This is a genomic window from Streptomyces sp. NPDC054813, from assembly GCF_053611365.1.
On the sequence record NZ_JBSHAF010000002.1, the window covers coordinates 331,366 to 350,889 of the forward strand.

General features: G+C 72.2%; 17 protein-coding genes and 5 tRNA genes. 15 read left to right on the top strand and 7 right to left on the bottom strand.

Annotation, left to right across the window (positions count from 1 at the left end; genetic code table 11):
• Position 1: 1 nt before the first annotated feature.
• Complete coding sequence (locus ACWGJB_RS04885) at positions 2-361, bottom strand: hypothetical protein (protein ID WP_365796554.1); 360 nt, start codon at positions 359-361, stop codon at positions 2-4.
• 69 nt (positions 362-430) lie between these two features.
• Here ACWGJB_RS04885 and ACWGJB_RS04890 point away from each other — a divergent pair, with 69 nt between their 5' ends.
• From ACWGJB_RS04890 to ACWGJB_RS04930, 9 genes are all read left to right on the top strand, one after another.
• Positions 431-1,078 (top strand): HAD family hydrolase, encoded by a 648-nt coding sequence (locus ACWGJB_RS04890; protein WP_453378841.1) that lies wholly within the window; start codon positions 431-433, stop codon positions 1,076-1,078.
• A 320-nt stretch (positions 1,079-1,398) separates the two neighbouring features.
• On the top strand, positions 1,399-2,442 hold the full coding sequence (locus ACWGJB_RS04895) for a methionine ABC transporter ATP-binding protein (RefSeq protein WP_453378842.1): 1,044 nt from the start codon (positions 1,399-1,401) through the stop codon (positions 2,440-2,442).
• Complete coding sequence (locus ACWGJB_RS04900; RefSeq protein ID WP_453378843.1) at positions 2,439-3,164, top strand: methionine ABC transporter permease; 726 nt, start codon at positions 2,439-2,441, stop codon at positions 3,162-3,164. Before ACWGJB_RS04895 ends, ACWGJB_RS04900 begins: the two co-directional genes overlap by 4 nt.
• 77 nt (positions 3,165-3,241) lie before the next feature.
• Entirely contained in the window at positions 3,242-4,072 is an 831-nt protein-coding gene (locus tag ACWGJB_RS04905; RefSeq protein ID WP_360490269.1) for a MetQ/NlpA family ABC transporter substrate-binding protein, read from the top strand.
• A 199-nt stretch (positions 4,073-4,271) separates the two neighbouring features.
• A complete protein-coding gene (locus tag ACWGJB_RS04910; protein WP_453378844.1) occupies positions 4,272-4,901 on the top strand; it encodes a GNAT family N-acetyltransferase in 630 nt (209 codons plus the stop codon).
• A 113-nt stretch (positions 4,902-5,014) separates the two neighbouring features.
• Positions 5,015-6,241: a precorrin-6y C5,15-methyltransferase (decarboxylating) subunit CbiE gene (gene cbiE, locus ACWGJB_RS04915; RefSeq protein WP_453379032.1), complete on the top strand. Its 1,227-nt coding sequence runs from the start codon at positions 5,015-5,017 to the stop codon at positions 6,239-6,241.
• A 343-nt stretch (positions 6,242-6,584) separates the two neighbouring features.
• Positions 6,585-10,295: a nicotinate-nucleotide--dimethylbenzimidazole phosphoribosyltransferase gene (gene cobT, locus ACWGJB_RS04920; protein ID WP_453378845.1), complete on the top strand. Its 3,711-nt coding sequence runs from the start codon at positions 6,585-6,587 to the stop codon at positions 10,293-10,295.
• Positions 10,296-10,827: 532 nt separating this feature from the next.
• Complete coding sequence (cobA, locus tag ACWGJB_RS04925; RefSeq protein WP_453378846.1) at positions 10,828-12,075, top strand: uroporphyrinogen-III C-methyltransferase; 1,248 nt, start codon at positions 10,828-10,830, stop codon at positions 12,073-12,075.
• 64 nt (positions 12,076-12,139) lie between these two features.
• On the top strand, positions 12,140-12,958 hold the full coding sequence (locus ACWGJB_RS04930) for a TrmH family RNA methyltransferase (protein ID WP_132889225.1): 819 nt from the start codon (positions 12,140-12,142) through the stop codon (positions 12,956-12,958).
• 6 nt (positions 12,959-12,964) lie between these two features.
• Here ACWGJB_RS04930 and ACWGJB_RS04935 read toward each other — a convergent pair whose 3' ends face one another.
• Positions 12,965-14,293 (bottom strand): protein kinase domain-containing protein, encoded by a 1,329-nt coding sequence (locus ACWGJB_RS04935; protein ID WP_453379033.1) that lies wholly within the window; start codon positions 14,291-14,293, stop codon positions 12,965-12,967.
• 196 nt (positions 14,294-14,489) lie between these two features.
• On the opposite strand from ACWGJB_RS04935, the gene ACWGJB_RS04940 reads away from it, so the two are divergent.
• The 4 genes from ACWGJB_RS04940 to ACWGJB_RS04955 all read left to right on the top strand — a co-directional run bounded on the left by ACWGJB_RS04940 (position 14,490) and on the right by ACWGJB_RS04955 (position 16,849).
• Positions 14,490-14,765 carry a hypothetical protein gene (locus ACWGJB_RS04940; RefSeq protein ID WP_453378847.1) on the top strand — a complete coding sequence of 92 codons (276 nt, stop codon included), beginning with the start codon at positions 14,490-14,492 and terminating at the stop codon, positions 14,763-14,765.
• Positions 14,766-14,973: 208 nt separating this feature from the next.
• On the top strand, positions 14,974-15,150 hold the full coding sequence (locus tag ACWGJB_RS04945) for a hypothetical protein (RefSeq protein WP_046726640.1): 177 nt from the start codon (positions 14,974-14,976) through the stop codon (positions 15,148-15,150).
• Between the two features lie 329 nt (positions 15,151-15,479).
• A complete protein-coding gene (locus ACWGJB_RS04950) occupies positions 15,480-16,403 on the top strand; it encodes a phosphotransferase (protein WP_453378848.1) in 924 nt (307 codons plus the stop codon).
• Between the two features lie 143 nt (positions 16,404-16,546).
• The gene (locus tag ACWGJB_RS04955) at positions 16,547-16,849 is read left to right on the top strand and encodes a TFIIB-type zinc ribbon-containing protein (protein ID WP_365796536.1); all 303 of its coding nucleotides are present in this window, start codon (positions 16,547-16,549) and stop codon (positions 16,847-16,849) included.
• Between the two features lie 94 nt (positions 16,850-16,943).
• On the opposite strand, the gene ACWGJB_RS04960 is transcribed toward ACWGJB_RS04955, so the two are convergent.
• The 5 genes from ACWGJB_RS04960 to ACWGJB_RS04980 all read right to left on the bottom strand — a co-directional run bounded on the left by ACWGJB_RS04960 (position 16,944) and on the right by ACWGJB_RS04980 (position 17,432).
• Positions 16,944-17,015 (bottom strand) — tRNA-Val (locus ACWGJB_RS04960).
• A 34-nt stretch (positions 17,016-17,049) separates the two neighbouring features.
• Positions 17,050-17,121, bottom strand: a tRNA-Val gene (locus tag ACWGJB_RS04965).
• Between the two features lie 53 nt (positions 17,122-17,174).
• A tRNA-Val gene (locus tag ACWGJB_RS04970) sits at positions 17,175-17,246 on the bottom strand.
• A 1-nt stretch (position 17,247) separates the two neighbouring features.
• Positions 17,248-17,321: transfer RNA gene (locus tag ACWGJB_RS04975), tRNA-Cys, on the bottom strand.
• A gap of 38 nt (positions 17,322-17,359) precedes the next feature.
• A tRNA-Gly gene (locus ACWGJB_RS04980) sits at positions 17,360-17,432 on the bottom strand.
• 178 nt (positions 17,433-17,610) lie between these two features.
• Here ACWGJB_RS04980 and ACWGJB_RS04985 point away from each other — a divergent pair.
• Both ACWGJB_RS04985 and ACWGJB_RS04990 read left to right on the top strand, forming a co-directional pair.
• Complete coding sequence (locus ACWGJB_RS04985) at positions 17,611-18,654, top strand: chorismate-binding protein (RefSeq protein ID WP_453378849.1); 1,044 nt, start codon at positions 17,611-17,613, stop codon at positions 18,652-18,654.
• On the top strand, positions 18,651-19,472 hold the full coding sequence (locus ACWGJB_RS04990) for an aminotransferase class IV (protein WP_453378850.1): 822 nt from the start codon (positions 18,651-18,653) through the stop codon (positions 19,470-19,472). Before ACWGJB_RS04985 ends, ACWGJB_RS04990 begins: the two co-directional genes overlap by 4 nt.
• Positions 19,473-19,524 lie beyond the last annotated feature (52 nt).

The window sequence follows — 19,524 nt, forward strand, 5'->3', positions numbered from 1 at the left end:
CTCACCCTCCCCAGATGTCATAGAGCCGCACCTCCAGCACGGCCAGCACCACGCCGCCCGCGGCGACCGTCACGGAGCCCCACCGGGTCCGCTCGGCCAGCGACATGAACCCCGCCGCCGGGACGCACGCGAACGCGCCCAGCAGATACGCCACGAAGATCGTCGTACCCTGCGCCGGCTTGTCGCCCCGGGCCAGCAGCACGATCCCGGCCACCAGCTGGATCACCGCCAGTACCGACACCACGGCCATCCCGATGAAGTGCCAGTCCTTCGTCGGCTGGTCCCGGTACGCGGCCCAGCCGCACCACGCGGCGAGCAGCAGTGCGGCGACTCCGGTCACCAGCAACAGGGCATTGAGCATGCGGTGACCTTATTACGGCGGAAACGGCCTCACGCCGTCGCCCCTGCCGTACACCGTAGGGTCTAGACCATGACGATCCACGCACAAGCCCTGCTTTTCGACAACGACGGCACCCTGGTCTCCTCCCTCGACTCCGTGGAGCGCTGCTGGACCCGCTGGGCGGCGGAGTACGGCGTCACCGAGGAGTTCGCCCGAGTCGAACTGCACGGCCGGACCGCCGCGGACATCGTCGCCGACCTGCTCCCCGCCCACCTCGTCCCGGAGGCCGTCGCCCGGGTCGAGCAGCTGGAGGTGGAGGACGTCCCCAACGGCGGCGTCCGGCTGCTTCCCGGCACCGCCGCCCTCCTCGACTCCCTCCCCGCCGACCGCTGGGCCGTCGTCACCTCGGCCACCCGCCGGCTCGCCGAGGCGCGCCTGGACGCGGTCGGGATACGGCCCAAGACGCTGATAGCCGCCGACGACATCACCCGCGGCAAGCCCGACCCCGAGCCCTACCTCCTCGCTGCCCGACGGCTGGGCGTCGACCCGGCCCGATGCGTGGTCTTCGAGGACGCCCCGGCCGGTCTCCAGGCGGGCCGCGCCGCCGGGATGACCACCGTGGGGTTGGCCACAACCCACCCGGCGCAGGAGCTGGACGCGGACCTTGTGGTGCAGGACCTCTCCGCCCTGTCGGCACTGGTCACCGGCCACCTCGTCGAGATCTCCACGCGCCGCTGACGGGCGTCCGCCGCTGTCCAGCATGCGGACGGCGGCGGGCTGTCAGGACCGTAGGTCTGGTTTACTGATCGCATGACCACGACGAGCGACCGCACCCCTGCGACCGAGGCGACCATGACGCCCGGTGCTCGTTGTATGTGTCGAATGTGCGCCTTCTAGAGGGCCCCCGCACCACCCCAGAGCCTCGCGCCCCGAAGCGAGCCGCCGCCGTGGCCTGTCCGTACGCCCTGAGCCGTATGTGACCCGGCTGCCCCGCGCACATTTTCCCTCCCGTACCAGGGCACACCCACGCCCGCGTACTCAACAGTGATGGAATCCCAGTGATCACCACAACGGGCCTGACGAAGATCTACCGGTCCCACCGCTCCCACGGCCGCGAGATCACCGCCCTCGACGGCGTCGATCTGCACGTCCGCGAGGGCGAGGTGTACGGCGTGATCGGCCAGTCCGGCGCCGGCAAGTCCTCGCTCATCCGCTGCGTCAACCTCCTGGAGCGTCCCACCGCCGGCACCGTGACGGTCGACGGGCAGGACCTCACCGCCCTCGCCGGGCGCGGCCCCCGGGCCGGCCGCGAGCTGCGGCAGGCGCGCAGCCGTATCGGCATGGTCTTCCAGCACTTCAACCTGCTCTCCACTCGAACCGTCCAGGACAACGTCGAGCTGCCGCTCGAAATCCTCGGCACGTCGGGGAAGGAACGTTCCCGCAAAGCGCTGGAGCTGCTCGACCTGGTCGGACTCGCCGACAAGGCGAAGGTCTACCCGGCCCAGCTCTCCGGCGGCCAGAAGCAGCGCGTCGGCATCGCCCGCGCACTCGCCGGCGACCCCAAGGTGCTGCTCTCCGACGAGGCCACCAGCGCCCTCGACCCGGAGACCACCCGCTCCATCCTCCAGTTGCTGCGCGACCTGAACCGGCAGCTGGGCCTGACCGTCCTGCTCATCACACACGAGATGGACGTGGTGAAGTCGATCTGCGACTCGGCCGCCCTCATGGAGAAGGGACGCATCGTCGAGTCCGGGACCGTCAGCGAACTGCTCGGCACCCCCGGATCCGAGCTGGCCGCCGCGCTGTTCCCGGTCGGCGGCGAGGCCTCCGGCGACGACCGCACCGTCCTCGACGTCACCTTCCACGGCGAGGCCGCCACCCAGCCGGTCATCTCCCAGCTCTCCCGCACCTACAACATCGACATATCGATCCTTGGTGCCGCCATCGACACCGTCGGCGGCCTCCAGATCGGCCGGATGCGCATCGAACTGCCCGGCCGCTACGAGGACAACGTGGTGCCCGTCGGCTTCCTGCGCGAACAGGGCCTGCAGATCGACGTGGTGGGCCAGGAGCCCGCGCTGGTGAAGGAAGGTGCCAAGTGAGCTGGTCCGAGATGCAGCCGCTGCTGTCCCAGGCGTGTTGGGACACGCTCTACATGGTCGGCTGGTCCACGCTGATCGCCGTCGTCGGCGGGCTCCCGCTCGGCGTCCTGCTCGTCCTCACCGACCGCGGCGGACTGCTCCAGAACGTGCTGGCCAACAAGGTCATCGGGCAGATCGTGAACATCGCCCGCTCGATGCCGTTCATCATCCTGATGGTCGCGCTGATGAACTTCACGCGCTCGATCACCGGGACGACCATCGGCCGTGAGGCGGCCATCGTGCCGCTCGCCATCGGTGCGATCCCGTTCTTCGCGCGGCTGGTCGAGACGGCTGTCCGCGAAGTGGACGGCGGCCTGGTCGAGGCCGTGCAGTCGATGGGCGGCAACACCTGGACCGTCGTACGCAAGGTCCTCGTGCCCGAGTCGCTGCCCTCGCTGATCTCCTCCACCACGACCACGATCGTCGCGCTCATCGGCTACTCGGCCATGGCCGGCACGGTCGGCGCCGGCGGGCTCGGCGACATCGCGATCCGCTACGGCTACCAGCGCTTCGAGACCCAGCTGATGTGGATCACCGTGGCGATCCTCGCCGTCGTCATCTCCCTCATCCAGTTCGCCGGCGACTACGCGGCCCGCTCCCTGCACCGCCGCGGCGGCCGGTCCGGGCCCGTGCCGAAGCTGCGGCTGCTGAAGGCCTCCACGGCCACCGGCAAGACCGTCTGAGTCCCTTCGGCACCCCTTCAGTTTTCCCCGCACCACCCACCGCGGGGTCGCTCCACCCTTAAGGAAAGGCACTTTTCGTGCGTAACACCGCCAAAATCACCACCGCCGTCCTCGCCGCCGGAGCCCTCACCTTCGGGCTCACCGCCTGCGGCTCGGACAAGGACTCCGCCTCCGCCGACTACAGCGGTCCGCTCGTCGTCGCCGCGAGCCCGACCCCGCACGCCGAGATCCTGAACTACGTCAAGGACAACCTGGCGAAGAAGGCCGGACTCGACCTGGAGGTGAAGGAGTTCCAGGACTACATCGTGCCGAACACGGCGACCGAGGACGGCTCGGTGGACGCCAACTACTTCCAGAACCAGCCGTACCTCGACGACTTCAACAAGAAGCGCGGCACCCACATCGTGCCCGTCGTCACGGTGCACCTGGAGCCGCTCGGCCTCTACTCCCACAAGGTCAAGAGCGCCGACGCGCTGAAGAGCGGTGCGACCGTCGCCGTCCCGAACGACGCGGTGAACGAGGCGCGTGCCCTCAAGCTGCTGGCCGCCAACGGGCTCATCACCCTCAAGGACGGCGCCGGCACCGAGGCGACCCCGCAGGACATCGCCAAGAACCCGAAGAACCTCCAGTTCAAGGAGGTCGAGGCGGCCCAGACCGCGCGCTCCCTGGACGACGTGGACGCCGCGGTGATCAACGGCAACTACGCCATCTCCGCCGGTATCAAGCCCGCCAAGGACGCCCTCGTCCTGGAGTCCGCGAAGAACAGCCCCTACGGCAACTTCCTCGCGGTGAAGAAGGGCAACGAGAAGGACCCGCGGGTGAAGAAGCTCGCCAAGCTCCTGACGTCGCCCGAGGTCAAGAAGTTCATCGAGGACAAGTATCAGGGCTCGGTCATCCCGTCCTTCTGAACGTCCTCCTGATCGCCCTCCTGATCGTCTTTCCGACGGCTGGTATACGTCTTTCCGACGGCACGTATACGGCGTATCGCCACGCACGGGGTCCACTCGCTCACCGCGGGTGGGCCCCGTCGTGCCGTTCAGTGGTTTCATGCTGCATGCTGGGCAGTTCGCACGCCCTGAAGGATTTCCGAAGGTTACGGAGTGGCGCATGACTAGCACCTTCCCCAACATCTCCATCAGCACGGAGCGGTTGGTGCTGCGTCCCCTCGACGAGGACGACGTGCCCGCCCTGGCCGAGATGATGAACGACGAGCAGGTCGCGGCCTGGACCGACGTGCCCCAGCCGTTCACCGAGGACGCGGCCCGGCACTGGATCACCGAGTACGCCCCCGCCGAACGCACCGACGGCCGGGGCCTCGACCTCGCGGTCACCGAGTTCCTCACCCAGCGCCTGGTCGGCGTCATCCAGCTCACCAAGACCAACTGGCACATCCGGTCGACCGAGTTGTCGTACATCATCGCCCCCTGGGCCCGCGGCGAGGGCTACGCCTCCGAGGCCGCGCTCGCCACCGCCCACTGGCTCCTGGGTGACCAGAAGCTCGAACGCATCGAGATCCGCACCGCCGCCGACAACACCGCCTCCCAGCAGGTGGCCCAGAAGATCGGCGGTATCAGCGAGGGCGTGCTGCGCAACGCCTGCATAGTCCACGTCCGCACAGAGGACGGCACCTGGGCGGACGTGCGCACCGACTTCATCGTGTGGAGCCTGCTCCCGGAGGACCTGGAAGGCGCCGGCGAGGAACTCGCCGAGAGTGGCGGCTTCAGCTCCTGGAACTGACGCCGACGGGACTCGCCCCGTCGCGCGCCGGACAGCTCCACCAGGTACTCTCACGGAGCCCGACCATGGGCCCGGACCCTGACGACCTGCGAAAACCCTGGAGACTGACGACGATGGCCGACCGGGTCACGGTGATCGGCTGGGACGGCTCGCCGCTGACCGCCGCGGGACGAGGCGCGCTCGGCGCCGCCACGCTCGTCGCGGGCGCGGCCCACCATCTGGCCCTCCCCGAGGTGCCACCGACCGCCGAACGCATCCGTCTCGGCAGCGTCGCCCTCGCCGCCCGCCGGATCGCCGGCCACCGCGGCACCGCGGTGGTGCTCGCCGACGGCGACCCCGGCTTCTTCGGTGTCGTACGGACCCTGCGCGCGCCCGAGTTCGGCCTGGAGGTCGAGGTCGTCCCCGCCGTTTCCTCGGTGGCCGCCGCCTTCGCCCGCGCCGGCATGCCCTGGGACGACGCGCAGGTGGTCGTCGCACACCGGCGCACCCTGCGACGCGCGGTGAATGTGTGCCGCGCCCACACCAAGGTCGCCGTCCTCACCTCACCCGGTGCCGGACCCGCCGAACTCGGCCTGCTGATGGAGGGCGTCCACCGCACCTTCGTCATCTGCGAGGAACTCGGCACCGACCGCGAGCAGGTCAGCGTCGTCACCTCCGACAAGGCCGCCGACCACACCTGGCGCGACCCCAACGTCGTCATCGTCATCGGCGGGCCTTCCGCACCGGTGCCGGCGGGTGAGGGCGGCGGCTGGATCGCCGGCCGGGACCCGTCGGCCGGCCCGCGCGGCTGGGTGCAGCCCGACGCGGAGTACGGCGAGGGAGTCGCGCTCGGCGAAGGGGAAACGGATCTGCTGAGGTCCGCCCAACTCACCCGGCTGGGCCCCCGGGTGGGGGATCTCGTCTGGGACATCGGCTGCGGCAGCGGCGCGTTCGCCACCGAGGCCGCACGCGCCGGGGCCGCCGTCATCGCCGTCGACCGGGACCTCGCGGCCTGCGTCCGCAGCGAGGCGGCCGCCCGCAAGTTCGGGGTCCAGCTCCAGATCGTGCACGGCGGCGCGCCCCATGTGCTGGAGAACCTGCCCGAACCCGACGTCGTCCGGGTCGGCGGCGGGGGAGCGGCCGTGGTCAACGCGGTCGCCGACCGCCGCCCGCAGCGCATCGTCACCCACGCAGCCACCCGCGACGCGGCCGAACTCATCGGACGCGACCTGACCGAGCACGGATATCAGGTCGAATGCGCCCTGCTGCAGTCCGTCGAACTCGACACCAGGGCCTGGACGGAGACCGAGCGGAACGTCGCTTTCCTGCTCAGCGGCGTCCTGCCCGAGCGAGCCCCGTGATCCTGTTGTCATACTGCGCGCGGTAGGCTGGCCGATCGCTGCACCGCACCGGTGGCCCGGAAATTCGTTCGTCAATATCCGGAAAACGCGCCCCTTTTGGGGCGGGTGTGGTAGGGCAGGACCGGGGACGCGCAACGTGGCGCAGTCCACAGCGGGCTGTCGCGGATCACGCTGTCGCGACGGTCGAACGGCCGGGACAATGCCACTGAATGGCTTTGTCGCCTTTTCCGGCGGGTCGTTCGTGCCGCTGGGCACGCACGCTCGTTCTCACTGTGGGGCGGTCGGTGCGCCGCCCCGAGTGAGCTGGTCGTAGAAGGCACTAACCGATGGGCGAGGGGTACGCATGACGGACACCGGCCAGGTCCCGGGCGAGGGACTGCCGGAGAGCGCAGGCATGGTGGAACAGCCGGGCGTTCTCGCGCACGGCGCGTACACCTACCTCTCCGAATCGCCCGCCGAGGACGAAGACCTGCTGCTCCCGGGCGCCCAGGGGGCCTGGGGCAACGAAGTGCCGCCACCGGCCCCGGAACCGGTCGTGGAGACCGTCCACGAGCCCGGCCCGCACGAGACGGACGGCCGGGACAGCGGCTCGGTCGACCTCACCGCCGTCCGGCTGCCCAGCTCGGTACCGGCGTCCCCGATCCTCTCCGTGCCCCACGACCCGACGGCCACCCCGGCCCCGCGCCGACCGCTGCACCTCGGTCCGCCGATCCCCGACACCTCCGCGAGCCCGGTCCGCTCCCTCGCCGACCGGGGCCCGGCCGACACGTCGGCGTCCCGGCAGCCCGGCCTGCCGACGGCCGGACCCGAGTACCTCGACGCCCAGCCGCTGGGCGAGGCCGCGCCGCAGGCCGCGGCGCCCTGGGGTGCGTCGCAGGTGGTCCCGCAGGCAGCGCCGGTGGCACAGGTGGCCGCACAGGTCCCGGCTGCGGAAACGGTTGTTCCGGCACCGGAGACGGTGGCTTCCGTGGCTTCCGTCGCCGTTGCGGCTCCCACGGCTTTCGCGCCGGGGTCCGCGCTGACGGATGTCGCGGGAATCGCGGCCGAGCAGCAGGCACCGGCGGGCCTCGAGGTGTGGCCCGAGAACGCGTACGGCCCGGAGGGCGTGGCCCAGTCGGTCGACGGGGGCGTGCCGGTGCCCGTGGCCGAGCCGGTGGCTCCGCAGGTCGCCGAGGCTCCGGACGGTGGCCAGGGGCCCGTGACGAATGCGATGCCGGAGGCCGCGCCGGTGATCGCGCCGGTTCCGCAGGCCGTGCACATCCCGCAGGCCGTGCAGATTCCGCGGGCTTCGGAGGCCCCGGAGGTTTCGGAGGGGCAGGGCACCATGCCCCTACCCGGTGCCGGGTCGGCTCCTGACGCGGTGGCCGAGGCCGTGCCCGTGGCGGAGGCCTCGGGTCCGCTCATGGCGGCGGCGGTTCCGGAACCGGCCGTCCAGGCCGTGACGGCCGAGCCGGTGCACCCCGAGCCGGTTTACCCCGTGCCACCGGTCGCGCCGGAGCCGCAGGTCGTGGAACCTTTCGTGCCCGAGCAGGTCGTCGACACCGTCGTGCCCGAGCAGGTCGTGGAGCCCGTCGCGCCCGAGTCCGTCCCGGCGTCGGAGGCGGTCGCCCCCGAGCCCGTCCGCGCCCCGGAAGCCGTCCTGGCCGAGGCCGGTCAGCCGGTGGCCACCGTGCCGCCCGCGCCGGTGCAGCCCGAGGAGGCCGTCGCCGAGGCGCCGGCCCCGGCAGCCCCCGTGGCCCCCGCGGCCGTCGTCGAGGCCCCGGAGCCGCTCGCCCCCGCCGCCCCGGAGGCCGAGCACCTCGCGCCACCCGCCCCGGACGCCGTGGCGCCGCAGGTCCCGGCCGAGTTCCCCGCGGCGGCCGTCGTACCGCCGTTGGAGACCGTCACCGCCCCCGAGGTCCCAGAGGCTCCTGAGCCGCTGCCGGCCCAGCCCCTCGCCGGCCCCCAGACCCAGGGCACCCCGCCCACCCCCGCGGCTCAGCCGGAGGAGACCCCGGCGGCCCAGGAGTCCCTGGCCCCGGCCGTTCCGACGCAGCCCGCGCCGGACCAGCCCCACGGCGAATTCGTCGCCGTCGACGGCCAGGTGCCGACCACCCCGCACCTCGCCCCGACCCCGCCGCACCCGCTGGTCCTCCCTGCTCAGGACCAGGGCGAGAACATGCCGGAGCAGGCCGCCACCGTCCCCGCGCCCCGCGAGGCCGAGCCCGGGCCCGTGGCGGCGCACCACCCCGATGTCGTACAGCACGCGGAGGACCTGGAGACCAGGGCCGCCGACCAGGAAGAGAGCACGGCCCCCGTGGCAGAAGCACGTCAGTCCACCGGCGCGGCCGCGCCCGCCTACGACGACGCCGAGCGCGAGGCCGTTCTCAAGGTCATGCGCGAACGCCGTGACATCCGCAACGGCTTCCGCGGCGACCCCATCCCGCACGAGGTGCTGCTGCGTGTCCTGGAGGCCGCCCACACCGCGCCCTCCGTCGGCCACTCCCAGCCCTGGGACTTCGTCGTCATCCGGTCCGCCGACACCCGGCGCAGCATGCACGAACTGGCCATGCGCCAGCGCGACGCCTACGCCAAGTCCCTCCCCAAGGGCCGCGCGAAGCAGTTCAAGGAACTGAAGATCGAGGCCATCCTCGACACTCCGGTCAACATCGTCGTCACCGCCGACCCGACCCGCGGCGGCCGCCACACCCTCGGCCGGCACACCCAGCCGCAGATGGCGCCGTACTCCGCGGCCCTCGCCGTCGAGAACCTCTGGCTCGCCGCCCGCGCCGAAGGCCTCGGCGTCGGCTGGGTCAGCTTCTTCGACGAGCGCGAGATGGTCCGCGCGCTGGGGCTGCCCGAGCACCTCGAGGTCATCGCCTACCTGTGCGTGGGTTACGTCGACGAGTTCCCGGACGAGCCCGAGCTGATGCAGGCCGGGTGGTCCAAGCGGCGCCCGCTGTCCTGGGTGGTGCACGAGGAGACGTACGGCCGCCGTGCCCTGCCCGGCGAGGACCCGCACGACCTGCTCGCCGAGACCGTCGCCGGGATCCGCCCGCTGGACGCCAAGGCGCTCGGCGAGGCCTGGGAGCGGCAGAAGCGGATGACCAAGCCGGCCGGTGCGCTCGGCATGCTGGAGATCATCTCCGCCCAGCTGTCCGGACTGTCCCGGCAGTGCCCGCCGCCGATCCCGGAGCCCGCGGCCGTCGCGATCTTCGCCGGCGACCACGGGGTGCACGCCCAGGGCGTCACCCCCTGGCCGCAGGAGGTCACCGCCCAGATGGTGGCCAACTTCCTCGGCGGGGGAGCGGTCTGCAACGCGTTCGCGTCCCAGGTGGGCGCCGAGGTGTGCGTGGTGGACGTCGGCGTCGCCTCCGAACTCCCGGCGACGCCCGGCCTGCTGCCCCGCAAGGTCCGCGCGGGCACGTCCGACATGACGACCGGCGCGGCCATGACCCGCGAGGAGGCCAAGCAGGCCATCGAGGTGGGCATCGAGACCGCCCGCGATCTGGTGGCGGCCGGCAACAAGGCCCTGCTCACCGGTGAGATGGGCATCGCCAACACCACGGCGTCCGCCGCGCTCATCTCCGTCTACACCGGGGCCGACCCGGCCGAGGTGACCGGCCGCGGCACTGGCATCAACGACGAGACCCTCGCCCGCAAGACCGAGGTCGTCCGCCGCGCCCTGGACCTCCACCAGCCGGACCCGGCCGACCCCATCGGCGTCCTCGCGGCGATCGGCGGCTTCGAACACGCGGCGATGGTGGGCCTGTTGCTCGGCGGCGCGTCCCTGCGCACCCCGGTGATCCTGGACGGAGTCAGCGCGGGCGCCGCGGCCCTGGTGGCCCGTGCGATCGCGCCCGAGGTCCTGGCCGCGTGCATCGCGGGCCACCGCAGCGCGGAGCCCGGCCATGTCGCCGCCCTCAACAAGCTGGGCCTGCGCCCCCTGGTCGACCTCGACCTCCGCCTGGGCGAGGGCACGGGCGCCCTGCTGGCCCTCCCACTGGTCCAGAGCACGGCAAGGGCGATGCACGAGGTGGCCACGTTCGACTCGGCGGGCGTGACCGAGAAGTAGCGGGGCCGTCCTGCGCGACCAGGGAGTGGACCGTGGCCTGTGCGGTTCTGCGCGGGCGGGGAGCCGCCCCCGGTCCGGGCGACCCACCGCAGCCCGCGCGGTTCGCTCCGCACCGACGACGAGCCGTTGCGGCCGGCGCGGTACGACCTGCGCGGACCCCGGCCCATCGTGGCCGGGGCGGTTCGCCGTGTGCGGGCGTCGGCCGCATGGTGGTCCGGGTGGTTCGACCTGAGTGGGCGTCGGCTGCACAGTGGTCCGGGTGGTTCGTCTCGCGCGGGCGCCGACCGCATGGTGGTCCGGCCGTTCGACCTGCGTGGGCGCCACCGCTTCGTGGTCCGTGGGGAGGCGTTCCTCCCCCGGTGCCTCAAGGGCCTGTGAGGTGCCCCCCCGGCCGGAACGGGTAGGCACGGACCGCGCCTGCACCCGGCCACCCTGCCCAGCCCCTGGGCACCTGAGCCGCCGCAACTCCGCGCCCCGTAAAATCTGCACGTCAGGGCATCGAACCGCCGCCACACCTGGGAGCCGCACCCTCATGGCCGAACACCCCGCCTACCCCGTAGGCCTCCGCCTCACCGGCCGCAAGGTGGTCGTCCTCGGCGCCGGCCAGGTCGCCCAGCGCCGCCTCCCCGCGCTCATCGCGGCCGGCGCCGACATCACCCTCGTATCCCCCGAGGCCACCCCCTCCGTCGAGGCCATGGCGGACGCCGGCGAGATCACCTGGGTGCAGCGCCCCTACCAGGACGGCGACCTCACCGAGGCCTGGTACGCCCTCATCGCCACCAGCGACCCCGACGCCAACACCGCCGCCTCCGCCGAAGCGGAGCGGCACCGCGTCTGGTGCGTCCGCTCCGACGACGCCGACCAGGCCACCGCCTGGACCCCGGCCACCGGCCACAGCGAGGGCGTCACGGTCGCCGTGCTCACCACCGACGCCCGGGGCCGCGACCCCCGTCACACCGCCGCCATCCGGGACGCGGTCGTCGAGGGCCTGCGCGACGGCACCCTCGTCGCCCCGCACCACCGCACCCGCCACGCGGGCGTCGCCCTGGTCGGCGGTGGCCCGGGCGACCCCGACCTGATCACGGTGCGCGGCCGCCGTCTGCTCGCCGAGGCCGACGTGGTGATCGCCGACCGCCTCGGCCCCCGCGACCTGCTCGCCGAACTCCCGCCGCACGTCGAGGTGATCGACGCGGCGAAGATCCCGTACGGCCGTTACATGGCCCAGGAGGCCATCAACAACGCCCTGATCGAGCACGCCAAGCAGGGCAAGTCGGTGGTACGACTCAAGGGCGGCGACCCCTATGTCTTCGGCCGGGGCATGGAGGAGGTCCAGGCGCTCGCCGAGGCCGGGATCCCCTGCACGGTCGTGCCCGGCATCTCCAGCTCGATCTCGGTGCCGAGCGCGGCCGGCATCCCGGTCACGCACCGGGGCGTCGCACATGAGTTCACCGTGGTCAGCGGCCATGTCGCGCCGGACGACGAGCGCTCGCTCGCCGACTGGCCGTCCCTCGCGAAGCTCACCGGGACCCTGGTGATCCTGATGGGCGTCGACAAGATCGGGCAGATCGCCGAGACCCTGGTGGCCCACGGCAAGTCCCCGGACACCCCGGTCGCCCTGGTCCAGGAGGGCACGACGGCCGCCCAGCGCCGGGTCGACGCGACCCTCGCCACGGTGGCGGAGGTCGTCCGCGCGGAGGACGTGAAGCCCCCGGCGGTCATCGTCGTCGGCGAGGTCGTGAACGTCGGCCCGCACCCGTCCGCCGGAGAGGCACCGGCGTAACCCCGGGTAACACAACCCGTTCCAGCCCGTTGGCACCACACCCAGGACAAGGCAGTATCACCCTGTGGCCGATCTCATCACCGTCGAGGATCCCGACGACCCGCGCCTGCGTGACTACACGGGCCTGACCGACGTCGAGTTGCGCCGCAAGCGTGAACCGGCCGAAGGCCTGTTCATCGCCGAGGGCGAGAAGGTCATCCGCAGGGCGAAGGACGCGGGTTACGAGATGCGTTCGATGCTGCTGTCCGCCAAGTGGGTCGACGTCATGCGTGATGTCATCGACGAACTCCCGGCCCCCGTCTACGCGGTCAGCCCGGAGCTCGCCGAGAAGGTCACCGGCTACCACGTGCACCGCGGCGCGCTCGCGTCCATGCAGCGCAAGCCGCTGCCGACGGCGACCGAACTGCTGCGCACCACGCGCCGGGTCGTCGTCATGGAGTCGGTCAACGACCACACCAACATCGGCGCGATCTTCCGCTCGGCGGCGGCCCTCGGCATGGACGCGGTGCTGTTGTCCCCCGACTGCGCCGACCCCCTCTACCGCCGCAGCGTGAAGGTCTCGATGGGCGCGGTCTTCTCCGTGCCGTACGCCCGTCTCGACACCTGGCCCAAGGGGCTCGACTCGGTCCGCGAGGCCGGGTTCACGCTGCTCGCCCTCACCCCGGACGAGAAGGCCCGCAGCCTCGACGAGGCCGCCCCGCACCGGATGGACAGAGTGGCCCTGATGCTCGGCGCGGAGGGCGACGGCCTCTCCACGCAGGCGCTGGTCGCCGCCGACGAATGGGTCCGCATCCCGATGTCCCACGGCGTCGACTCCCTCAACGTCGGCGCGGCGGCCGCGGTCGCCTTCTACGCGGTGACCACCGGCCGCCCGCAGGCATAGGAGCTGTTACTCCCTGAGGGCTGCCGACTTCGCGGGTACGCCCCCACCGGGCACGCCCATCCCGTGCGCCGGGCCGGAACAGCCCTGGGCCAACGCGATCCCCAGCGCCACCAGCAGGGTCACCACGACGAACACGAACAGCCGCTGGCGCAGCAGTCGGGGGTTGGCCGGGCGCCGTCCGGTGCCCGTGGGGCGCGGCGCCGGTCGTCCGGTACCGCTGCGCGGCCCGGGCCGGTTCCCGTTGGTGTTTCCGGGCCGGCTGCCGCTGCCGTGGCCGCGCGGAGCGGGCGTGGGGCGCGCGCCACCCGGACGGGACGGCACACCGCCGGTCGCCCGTGGACCGTTCCCGCCGCGCGAGGGCGTGTTGCCCCGTACCGGCGTGCCCGGCGAGGACTGCGGCGGCCGCCGCTGGGTGCGCTGCGGCTCCGGGTAGGTCTCGGCGAGCCGCCCGGTCGGCCGGTCCGCCTCCGCGGCCCGTGGCGCCGGCGGCCGTACGTCCGGCAGCCCCTGCGCCTCGCGCGCGGCGATCTCCTTCAGCCGGAGCGACAGCTGCAGCGTGCTCGGCCGGTCTTCAGGGTCCTTCGCCAGGCAGGCCCGCACCAGCGGGGCCAGCGCGTCCGGCACCCCGTACAGCTGCGGCTCCTCGTGGACCACGCGGTAGAGCATCACCTCGGAACTGCCGTGCCCGAAGGGCGAGTCGCCGGTCGACGCGTACGCCAGGGTCGCGCCGAGCGAGAACACATCGGTGGCCGGGGTGACGGCCGCGCCGCGCACCTGCTCGGGCGCCAGGAACCCGGGGGAGCCCACCGCCGTACCGACGTGGGTGAGCGTGGAGGCCCCGGTGGCCCAGGCGATGCCGAAGTCGATGATCCGCGGCCCCTTCGGGGACAGCAGGATGTTGGACGGCTTGAGATCCCGGTGGACGACGCCGGCCTCGTGCACGGCGACCAGGCCCTCGGAGAGCGCCGCCCCGACCGCCGCCGCGTCCGCCGCGCCCAGCGGGCCGTCGTCGGCGACCTTGTCGTGCAGCGAGGGACCGGGTACGTACTGGGTGGCGAACCACGGCCGCTCGGCCTCCAGATCCGCGGCGACCAGCCGTGCCGTGCACCCGCCCCGGATCCGCCGGGCCGCCGAGACCTCACGGGCGAAACGCGACCGGAACTCCTGGTCCTCCGCCAGATCCGGCCGGATCACCTTCAGCGCGACCCGCTGCCCCTTCTTGTCGGAGCCGAGGTAGACCACGCCCATCCCGCCGGCGCCGAGCCTTCTGTGAAGCCTGAACGAGCCGACGACGCGCGGGTCCTCGCGCCTCAGGCGCATCATCGCCATGTTCATCCCCGCTGCCCGGTCCGTGTGACGTGGCACAGCTTACGTTTCCACGGCCGCCCGCGCGCAGAGGCCGCGCCCTCTCGGCCCGACGGATTGTCAGTGCCGGGTGCGAGAATTGAGGAGTGGTCAGGAAGGCGCCGATATCGGCTCCTTTGAGCATCCGGCTGCTCCAACAAGCCGTCACAGAAGGGGGATTGAAGCTGTGAAGGGTGACCGAGTGGAGATAGTCGTCGACGCCGGCGACACGACCCGTACCTACGAGGTGGTGGCCAGCAGGGCGGGCCGCCGGGTGGAGACGGCGGTACGACGAGGGGTGGTGGAAGTGAGCGAAGTCACGCGAAACGGCAGTGTTGTCCGTACGGCCCGTTTCATGGCGACCCGGGTCCTGGCCCTCGTCGAGCAGCCGGTACCCCGTGAGGACAGCTCGGAAAAACCGGGAAGGACCGGGCAGCCCCTCCGGGAAGACCCCGAGGCCTAGGACGAGGTGTGGGACCCCGTCTCCACCCAGGGGAGTAGACCGCAGGTCATGGCTCATCCTCTCGGAGGCCCGCGATTCGGTACGAGGGCATGACGTCCCCGAGGCGGCCCGCGCCTAGATTTGAGGTCAAGCGGCGGGTGCAGCACTCGTCCCCCGAGGTCAGACACCCGCCGCTGCCAACGACAACTGAACGGTCAGGAGAGGGACCATGGCTCTTACGGCACAGCGGACACACACCACCCGCCCCCGCCGGCAGGGCCGCCGCCACCCCCTGGTGGCGACGCTGATGGCCCTTCCCCTGGCGGCCCTGCTCCTGCTCGTCTTCGACGGCTGGGAGACGGTGGCCACACAGGCGTCGTCCGTGGGAGTGATGCTGGGGCGCTGAGCGGCGACCCCAGGCCCGGAAGAGCGGTTCGGGCGGGGACATCCACCCATGAAACCCCGTGGGGACGGGGGTGCGGCGGACGGCAAAAATGCCGGCGCAGCTGGGGAGCTGCGCCGGCATTGCTTTTTTTCGCAGCCAACTCAGCTGCGGGCAAGCGTGCCGCAGGGCGGCACGGCTGGGCGCCGGGGGGTACCCCCTCTGGGGGAGGCACCGCGCAAGCGCGGGCGAGCGAAACCCCGGTACCCCAGCTCCCACCTCGCCCCGCTGTGAACGCGGCCCCAGAGCACCGACGTACGCTCAGCGCAGCAACCGCACACCCCGGGGGACCGTTGACGACCGCAGACGTAATACCGCAGCTGACCGCCAAGGTCAGAGCCGCCGCCCACCCGGACGCGACGCCCTGCCACTGCGGCGCCACCACCACCCTCGCCCACCGCCCCGACACCACGGTCCTCCGGCACGCGGAAACCGTCGCCAAGGCCCACGCCCCCGGCACCGATCCCACCGCCCTGGCCCGCCGCCTGGCCACCGCCGCCCACCTCCCCGACGTCTTCCTCGCCCCGCTCACGCCCACCCCGGCGACGGTGCTCGGCACCCGCCCGGTCACCCTCTGGCCGTACGGCCGCCCCGTGGACCCCGACGCCCCGGACGCCGCTCCCTGGGAAGCCGCCGCCACCCTCCTCGCCCGTCTCCACCGCACCCCACCCCTCCCCGCCACGCCTCCGATGCGCGGCCCCGCCAAGGCGGCCCATGCGACAGCCCGCCTCCGCGAGGCGCTGGCCGCCGCTCCGGGCCACCCCGCCGCCCCGCCGGTTCTCCGGGCCTGGTCCGCGCTGCCCGCCTGGGCCCGCGCGGAGGCCCCGATGCCCGGCACCCGTACCCTCTGCCACGGTGATCTGCACCTCGGCCAGCTGGTCCGGCACCCGGCGCCGGAGGGCCCGTGGCGGCTCATCGACGTCGACGACCTGGGCGTCGGCGTCCCGGCCTGGGACCTCGCCCGCCCCGCCTCCTGGTACGCCTGCGGCCTCCTCCCACCCGAGGACTGGAGCCGCTTCCTGACCGCCTACCGCGCGGCCGGCGGGCCGGCCGTACCGGAGGACGGCGACCCCTGGCCGGCCCTGGACGTTCCGGCCCGCGCCCTCACCGTCCAGACCGCTGCCCGCTACCTCGCGAAGGCGCTCGCGGCGGACCGCGCCCTGGACGAGGTGGAACAGTCCTTGATCGACGCTTGTGCCCGGATGGCCCCGGAATGACCCCCGTATTGCTCCCGACCCACCCCGGTCCCCGCCCGGTTGGCCCTCGATTTCCCGAAGTAGGGTGCAACCGACCGGGGTCGGACGGAGTCTGTCCTGGGAGAACGTGAAGCAGTTTTTACCGGCGAGGAGTTGAGCCGACCATGCAGTGTCCGAAGTGTCATGCGCCGATGCACACCTACAACCGCAACGGCGTCCAGATCGAGCAGTGCAGCGGCTGCCGGGGCATCTTCCTCGACTACGGCGAGCTGGAGGCGCTGACCCAGATGGAGGCCCAGTGGTCGAAGCCGGTCCCGCCGGCCCCGCAGGCCTACCCGGCGCCGCCCGCTCCGGCCTGGGGCGCCCCGCAGCAGCACCACGGCGGTCACTACGGCGGCCACGGTGGGCACCACGGCGGTCACCACGGCCACAACAAGAGCTGGGCCCACATGCTCTTCTCCAGCTGAGCCCGGCGCGCCCGGCACCTGTGCCGGGCGCACGCGCAGCCCCTGGCACACGAAGAAGCCCCGACCGTCGGAACGGTCGGGGCTCTCTGCGCTGTGGACGATACTGGGATTGAACCAGTGACCTCTTCCGTGTCAGGGAAGCGCTCTCCCGCTGAGCTAATCGTCCTCGGGACCGCGATCCGAAGATCACGGGCACTGCGTGCGCGATACTGGGATTGAACCAGTGACCTCTTCCGTGTCAGGGAAGCGCTCTCCCGCTGAGCTAATCGCGCGGGATCAGATCCCCGGTCCTTCGACGAGAGCGACGAAGGGGGCGAAGATCCAGTGGACGATACTGGGATTGAACCAGTGACCTCTTCCGTGTCAGGGAAGCGCTCTCCCGCTGAGCTAATCGTCCTTGGAGGTGGAGACGGGATTTGAACCCGTGTAGACGGCTTTGCAGGCCGTTGCCTCGCCTCTCGGCCACTCCACCAGGAGTGTAGGGGATCGGGAAGATCCCTACTTCCTTCGAGCGGACGACGAGGCTCGAACTCGCGACCTCAACCTTGGCAAGGTTGCGCTCTACCAACTGAGCTACGTCCGCCTGTCGTTTCGGTCCGCTCTCGCGGCCCGGCGACGTGTTGAACTCTAGCGGATTCCCGGGCCAGTACAAAAACGCGTTTGCGCAGCGTGCTGCGCCGGTCCCGGCTGACGACGTGGTCAGGGCACCCTTGACGACATGCCCGGGCCACCCCCACGACACCCGCCATAGACTCGACGACGTGCTCCATCACCCTCCTCTGGCCCGCTTCGGCACACGGCTCGCCACCGGCCTCCTCGATGTCACCAGCGACCCCACGGCTCTCGACAGCACCGGTTTCTGGGCCGTCTGCGCGGACTTCGAGGGCCGGCTGACCTGCGCCCGGTTCGGCGACGTACGGGAGGAACCGGTGCCCGCGCCGGTGCCGGGGCAGTGGCGGGGCCCGGCCGCCGGTGACTGGACGTCGTCCCTCGACCGCGCCGCGTACACGGGGGCCGTGCGGCGGATCCGTACGCATATCGCAGCCGGCGAGGTGTACCAGGCCAACCTGTGCCGCGTGCTGTCCGCGCCGGTCGACCCGGACGCCGACGTCGACGCCCTGACCGCGCTGCTCGCCCGCGGCAACCCGGCGCCGTACGCAGGAACGATTCGGCTGCCGGAGTACGGCGTGGAGATAGCCACCGCCTCGCCCGAGCTGTTCCTGCGCCGGGCGGGGCGGAGCGTGGAGAGCGGGCCCATCAAGGGCACCGGCCGCACCGAGGCGGACCTCCTGGAGAAGGACTACGCCGAGAACGTGATGATCGTCGACCTTGTCCGCAACGACATCGGGCGGGTCTGCACCCCCGGCACGGTGACCGTCCCCGACCTGTGCGCCGTCGAGAAGCATCCCGGGCTCGTCCATCTGGTCTCCACGGTCCGGGGCGAACTGCCCGTGGGGGCCGGCTGGGCCCAGCTGCTGGCCGCGGCCTTCCCGCCCGGATCCGTCACCGGCGCGCCGAAGTCGAGCGCCCTGCGGATCATCGAGGACCTGGAGACCGCGCCGCGCGGCCCGTACTGCGGCGGCATCGGATGGGTCGACGCGGACCGGGGCGTCGGCGAGCTGGCCGTGGGCATCCGGACCTTCTGGATCGACCGGGGCGCGGGCGAGCTGCGGTTCGGTACCGGGGCCGGGATCACCTGGGGGTCCGACCCCGAAGGTGAATGGCGGGAGACCGAGCTCAAGGCCGCCCGGCTGCTCGCGGTAGCGTCGGGTACGTACGACGTGAACGAAGGGGATCCCCGGTGAAGATCTGGCTGGACGGCGGGCTGCAGGACGCCGAGTCCGCGCGTGTCTCCGTGTTCGACCACGGGCTGACCGTGGGAGACGGCATCTTCGAGACGGTGAAGGCGACCGAGGGCCGGCCCTTCGCGCTCACCCGGCACCTCGACCGGCTGACCCGGTCGGCCCGCGGCCTCGGCCTGCCCGAGCCGGACCACGACGAGGTGCGCCGGGCGTGCGAGGCGGTGCTGGCGGCCAACCCGATGCCGCTGGGCCGGCTGCGCATCACCTACACCGGGGGCCACGGCCCGCTCGGCTCCGACCGCGGTGACCGCGGACCCACCCTCGTGGTCGCCGTCGGGGAGACCGGCCGCCGCGCCGACGCCACCGCCGTCATCACGGTCCCCTGGACCCGCAACGAGCGCGGCGCGGTCACCGGTCTGAAGACCACCTCGTACGCCGAGAACGTCCTGGCCCTGGCCCGCGCCCACGAACACGGCGCCTCCGAGGCGCTGTTCGCCAACACCGTCGGACAGCTCTGCGAGGGCACCGGCTCCAATGTCTTCGTCGTCCTCGACGGCGAGATCCACACCCCGCCGGTCGCCTCCGGCTGTCTCGCCGGCATCACCCGCGCCCTGACCGTCGAGTGGGCCGGTGCCAAGGAGACCGACCTGCCCCTGGACGTCCTGGAGCGGGCCGACGAGGTCTTCCTCACCTCCACCCTGCGCGACGTCCAGGCCGTGCACCGGGTCGACGACCGCGCGCTCCCCGGCGCCCCCGGCCCGGTGACCGCCAAGGCGATGCGGATCTTCGACGAGCGGTCGGGCGAGGACCTGGATCCGTAAGAGCCCCCTTTTAAATGGGCTGACGTGGGAGTCCGCGGCGGGTAGAACACCT